The sequence below is a fragment of the Cellulomonas sp. GbtcB1 genome, assembly GCF_019091725.1.
Taxonomy (GTDB): domain Bacteria; phylum Actinomycetota; class Actinomycetes; order Actinomycetales; family Cellulomonadaceae; genus Cellulomonas.
The window spans coordinates 1-4,381 of record NZ_JAGXJG010000103.1 but is presented as its reverse complement, the minus strand read 5'-3'; the positions used below and the strand labels follow the sequence as shown (position 1 = coordinate 4,381).

Sequence of the window (4,381 nt, the reverse complement as noted above, 5' to 3'; positions counted from 1 at the left end):
GCGGCGGCGGCCAGCGGCGGCCTTGTCCGGCGCGCGGCCCGCACCGCCGGCCTGACGCTCGCGGCCGCCCGGCTCGCCGCGCTCGCCCGCGCCGGCGGCTGGTCCCACGTGCACGTGCACTCGAGCGGGGACGCGGCCCAGGTCGCCGCGCTCGCCCGCCTGCTCGGCGGGCCCGCCTACAGCCTCACGCTGCACGGGCCGCTCGCGGACTACGGCGGGAACCAGCGGGGCAAGTGGCGCGGTGCCACGTTCGGCCTGGTGATCACGGAGGGCCTGCGCCGGGACCTGCGCGCCGCCCTCGGACCGGACCTGCCGGCGACCCTCGCGGTCGCGCCGATGGGCGTCGACCCCGACGCGCCCGTCCCGGACCGCCCGTACCGCCCGTGGCCGGGCGCCGGACCGCTGCGGCTGGTCTCCTGCGGGCGGCTGAACCCCGCGAAGGGGCACGACGACCTGGTGCGCGCGGTGCGGCTGCTCGTCGACCGCGGCCTGGACGCCCGGCTGGTCGTGCTCGGCGAGGACGGCGGCGACGGGTACCGCCGGGGGCTGGAGTCGCTGGTCGCGGGGCTCGGCCTGGGGGACCGGGTGCACCTGCCGGGCGCGGTCGGCGAGGACCGGGTGCGCACCGAGCTCGCCGGGGCGCACGTGTTCGCGCTCGCGAGCCACGCGGAGCCGCTGGGCGTCGCCGTGATGGAGGCGCTCGCGGCGGCGCTGCCGGTCGTGGTGTGCGCGGGCGGCGGGGTCGGCGAGCTGGTCCACGACGGGCGGACCGGCCTCCTGGTGCCGCCGCGGGACCCGGTCGCGCTCGCCGACGCGGTGGCGCGGGTCGCGGCGGACCCGGCGCTGGCGACGGCGCTCGGGGCGGCGGGCCGGCGGCACGTCCTGGCCGGGTACGGGAGCGACCGCGGCGCCGCCACGCTGCTCGGCCTCGTGGCGGCGCGGGGAGCGGGCGCGGCACGGACCGCGGGCGCGGCTCGGCGGACGGCGGCCCGCGGTGAGCGCCGTGCGCCGGGTCTGCACCGGCCTCGCCGTCGCCGGCGTGTGCTTCGGCTCCTGCGCGGGCCCGGGCGGCCCGACCGGGGACCCGTCCGCGTCCCCGACCCCGGGCCCGACGTGGCCGACCCCGCTCGCGTGGCGCGAGGTCGACGGCGGCCCGGCGTTCTACGACGCCTTCGACCCGACGCTGCCCGCCGAGCAGCGCGCGTTCCCGATCGGCGTCTGGCTCGAGAGCGTCACCGACCCGGGGGACGTCCGCCTCGACCTCGCGGCCGGCCTCACCACCTACGTGGACCTCACCACGGACTCCGACCTCGCGCTGCTCGACGGCACCGGCCTGGCCGCGCTCGTGGGCCGGGAGGACCCCCGCGCCGCGGGGGGCGTGCTGGCCGACGAGGTCGACATGTGGGCCGGCGCCGGGGAGAACGGCTGGACCGGGCTGTGGCCCGGCCAGGGCGAGGTCTGCCACCCCGCGGACACCCCGTGCGGCTACACCGTGCAGGCGGCCGTGCGCGCCGGGCTGCCCGCGGACGCACTCACGTACGCCAACTACGGCAAGGGCGTCGCGTTCCGCCTCGACGACGCCGAGGCCGCCCGGTTCGTCAACGACTACGCCGACGTCGTGTCGGTCGACACCTACTGGTTCACCGACCCGCACATCTGCGGCGGCCACGAGGGCGGGATGCTGCTGGCCGGCGGGCAGCCGCTCACCGAGCAGGAGTGCCGGCGCCCGGCGAACTACGGCCGGACCGTCGACCGCGTGCGGTCCCTCGTGGACCCGCCCGGCAGCCGGCCGGTGTGGGCGTTCGTCGAGCTCGGGCACCCGTTCTCCGAGGACGACGCCCCCACGATCACCGGGCCCCAGGTCCGCGCGGCCGTGTGGAGCAGCGTCATCCACGGGGCGCGCGGCGTCGTGTACTTCAACCACAGCTTCGGCGGCGCCTGCGAGTCGTTCCACCTGCTGCGCGAGGCCTGCGGGGCCGACGTCCGCCCGTGGGTCGCCGACGTCAACCGGCAGCTGACCGCGCTCGGCCCGGCGCTCGCGGCACCGTTCCTCGACGGGGCGGTGCTCGCCGACGGCCCCGTCGACACCGCGGTGAAGGTCGACGGGGGCACGCAGTACCTGCTCGCGGCCGCCACCGGGGACGGGGCCGCGACCGTCCGGTTCGACCTGCGCTGCGCGGCGGACGGCACCGTCACGGTGCTCGGCGAGGACCGGGCTCTGGCGCTCGTGGACGGCGCGTTCGCCGACACGTTCGCCGACGGCCTCGCCGTGCACCTGTACCGCTACGACCACGCGCCCGGCGCCGCGCCGGGGTGCGGCGCGCCGTGACGACGGTCCTGCCGCGGTCCCCGGCGCCGCCCCTCGAGCCCCCGGTCCCGCCGGGGCGGGACCGGGGCGTGCCGCTGCTGCTGCGCGCCGCGCTGGTCGCGATCGGCGCGGCCCCGGCGAGCATGGTGATCGCCCCGATCGGCGCCGCCGGCACCGTCGCGATGCTGCTCACGCTGCTGCTCGGCGCCTTCTGGCTGGTCTCCTGGACGTGGGGGCTGCACGACCCGCTGGCCGCGCGGCATCCCGGTCGGCTGGCGGTCGGCGCGCTGCTGCTCGCCACCGTCGCGTCGTCCGCGGCGCTCTGGCTCGGCACCACCGGCGGCAGCACCGTGGTGACCCGGGCGGCCGGCGAGCGGTGGCTGCTGCTGGTGCTCGCCAGCGCGACCCTGGTCACGGTGGTCCCGGAGTGCGCCCGGTCGGTCGCCGCCGCGGCGCAGTGCGCGCGGGCGCTCCTGGACGGGTTCGTCGTGTGCTGCCTGGTCGCTCTCGTGCAGTTCCTCCTGCACGTCGACCCGGTGGACTGGGCGCCCTGGGTGATGCCGGGCTTCACCCCGAACGGCGGCGACACCCCGTTCCAGCCCCGGGGCGCGCTCGTGCGGGTCGCCGGGACGACCTTCTCCCCCATCGAGCTCGGCGTCGTCGCGTCGATGCTGCTGCCGCTGTCGATCTGGCGGGCCGTGTACGACCGCACCGGACGCCGCTGGGCGCACCTGCTGCGCACGGGCCTGCTGGTGCTGGCCGTCGCGATGAGCATCTCGCGGTCGGGGATCCTCGGGCTCGCCGTGTCGACCGTCGTCGTGCTGCCGTTCCTGCCCCGGGTCGCCCGGCACTGGGTGCTGGTCACCGCGCCCGTCGCCGTCGCCGGGCTGTTCCTGTCCGTCCCGGGGCTGGTCAGCACGCTCGGCGGGGCGCTCGGCGCGGACGCCTCCGACCCGTCGATCTCGACCCGGCTCGACAACTACCCGCGCGTGGTCGCGATGTTCGACGCGCACCCGCTGCTCGGGCTCGGGCCCGGCAACTACATGCCCGAGGACGCCCTGCACATCCTGGACAACCAGTACCTCAACGCGCTGGTGACGACGGGCGCCGTGGGCGTCGCCGCCACCGTCGTCTACCTGGTGCTGCCCGGGGTCACCGCGCTGCACGCCGCCGGCACCGCGCGCTCGCTGGAGCTGCGCTGCCTCGCCGGCGCGCTCGCCGCCGGCACCCTCGCGGGCGCGGTCTGCTCGCTCACGTTCGACTCGCTGTCCTTCCCGGTCTTCGCGCTGGCGTTCCCCGCGCTGGTCGGGCTCTCGGGGGCGGCGTGGCTGCTGGTGCGTCACGAGGAGGACCCGTGGACCCGACCGACGTCCTGAGGACGCTCTGGCAGCAGCGGTGGTACGTGCTGCCCGCGCTGCTGCTGGCGCTGGCCGCCGCCGCGTACGTGTACGGCTTCGCGCCGCGCAGCTACGAGGTCACCTCGACCTACGCCCTCGTCAACCCCGCCGTGCCGACCGCCGAGGAGCTGGAGCGCGACCCGGCGCTCGCGGCGCTGAACGCGGACAACCCCTACCTGCGGTCCGCCGACACCAACCTGATCACCGACGCGCTGATCGCCCGGCTCGGCGCAGCGTCCACCGTGAAGCAGCTCCAGGCGGACGGCGTCGGGACCGACTACGGGGTGGGTCCGGGCGTCGGCGGCAACGGGTTCGTCGTGGACATCACCGGCGTGGGCCCGACGCCCGGGGCGGCGATCGCCACCACCGCCGCCGTCGGCACGGTGCTCGAGGCCGAGCTCGACGACCTGCAGCGGGTCAACGGCGCCGACGACCGGTACCTGTTCACCCCGCTGCTGCTCGCCCCGCCCGACGACGCCACGGAGCAGTTCTCCAGCCGGCTGCGCGCCGTCATCGTCGTGCTGCTCGGCGGCGCCGTGCTCGTCTTCGCCGCGGCGAGCCTCGGGCGCTGGCGCACCGGCGTGCGGGCGCGGCGGACGGAGGCGCGCGCGGCGGCCGCGGACGCGGGCGCGGGCCACGCCGGGGACCCGGGCGCGGGGGCCGCCGGCGCGGGCGG

General features: G+C 77.9%; 3 protein-coding genes and 1 pseudogene. All 4 read left to right on the top strand.

The features are described 5' to 3' along the window. Window positions 1-108 precede the first annotated feature (108 nt). A pseudogene (locus tag KVT14_RS23630) lies at window positions 109-864 on the top strand (glycosyltransferase family 4 protein); the annotation flags it as partial. Between the two features lie 130 nt (window positions 865-994). Next, on the top strand, window positions 995-2,329 hold the full coding sequence (locus tag KVT14_RS23570) for a hypothetical protein (protein WP_217617224.1): 1,335 nt from the start codon (window positions 995-997) through the stop codon (window positions 2,327-2,329). Next, complete coding sequence (locus tag KVT14_RS23565) at window positions 2,326-3,684, top strand: O-antigen ligase family protein (RefSeq protein ID WP_308161181.1); 1,359 nt, start codon at window positions 2,326-2,328, stop codon at window positions 3,682-3,684. The genes KVT14_RS23570 and KVT14_RS23565 overlap by 4 nt, the downstream gene beginning before the upstream one ends. Next, the coding region (locus tag KVT14_RS19745) for a chain-length determining protein (RefSeq protein WP_217617223.1) at window positions 3,663-4,381 on the top strand (719 nt) is incomplete at its 3' end. The genes KVT14_RS23565 and KVT14_RS19745, both read left to right, overlap by 22 nt.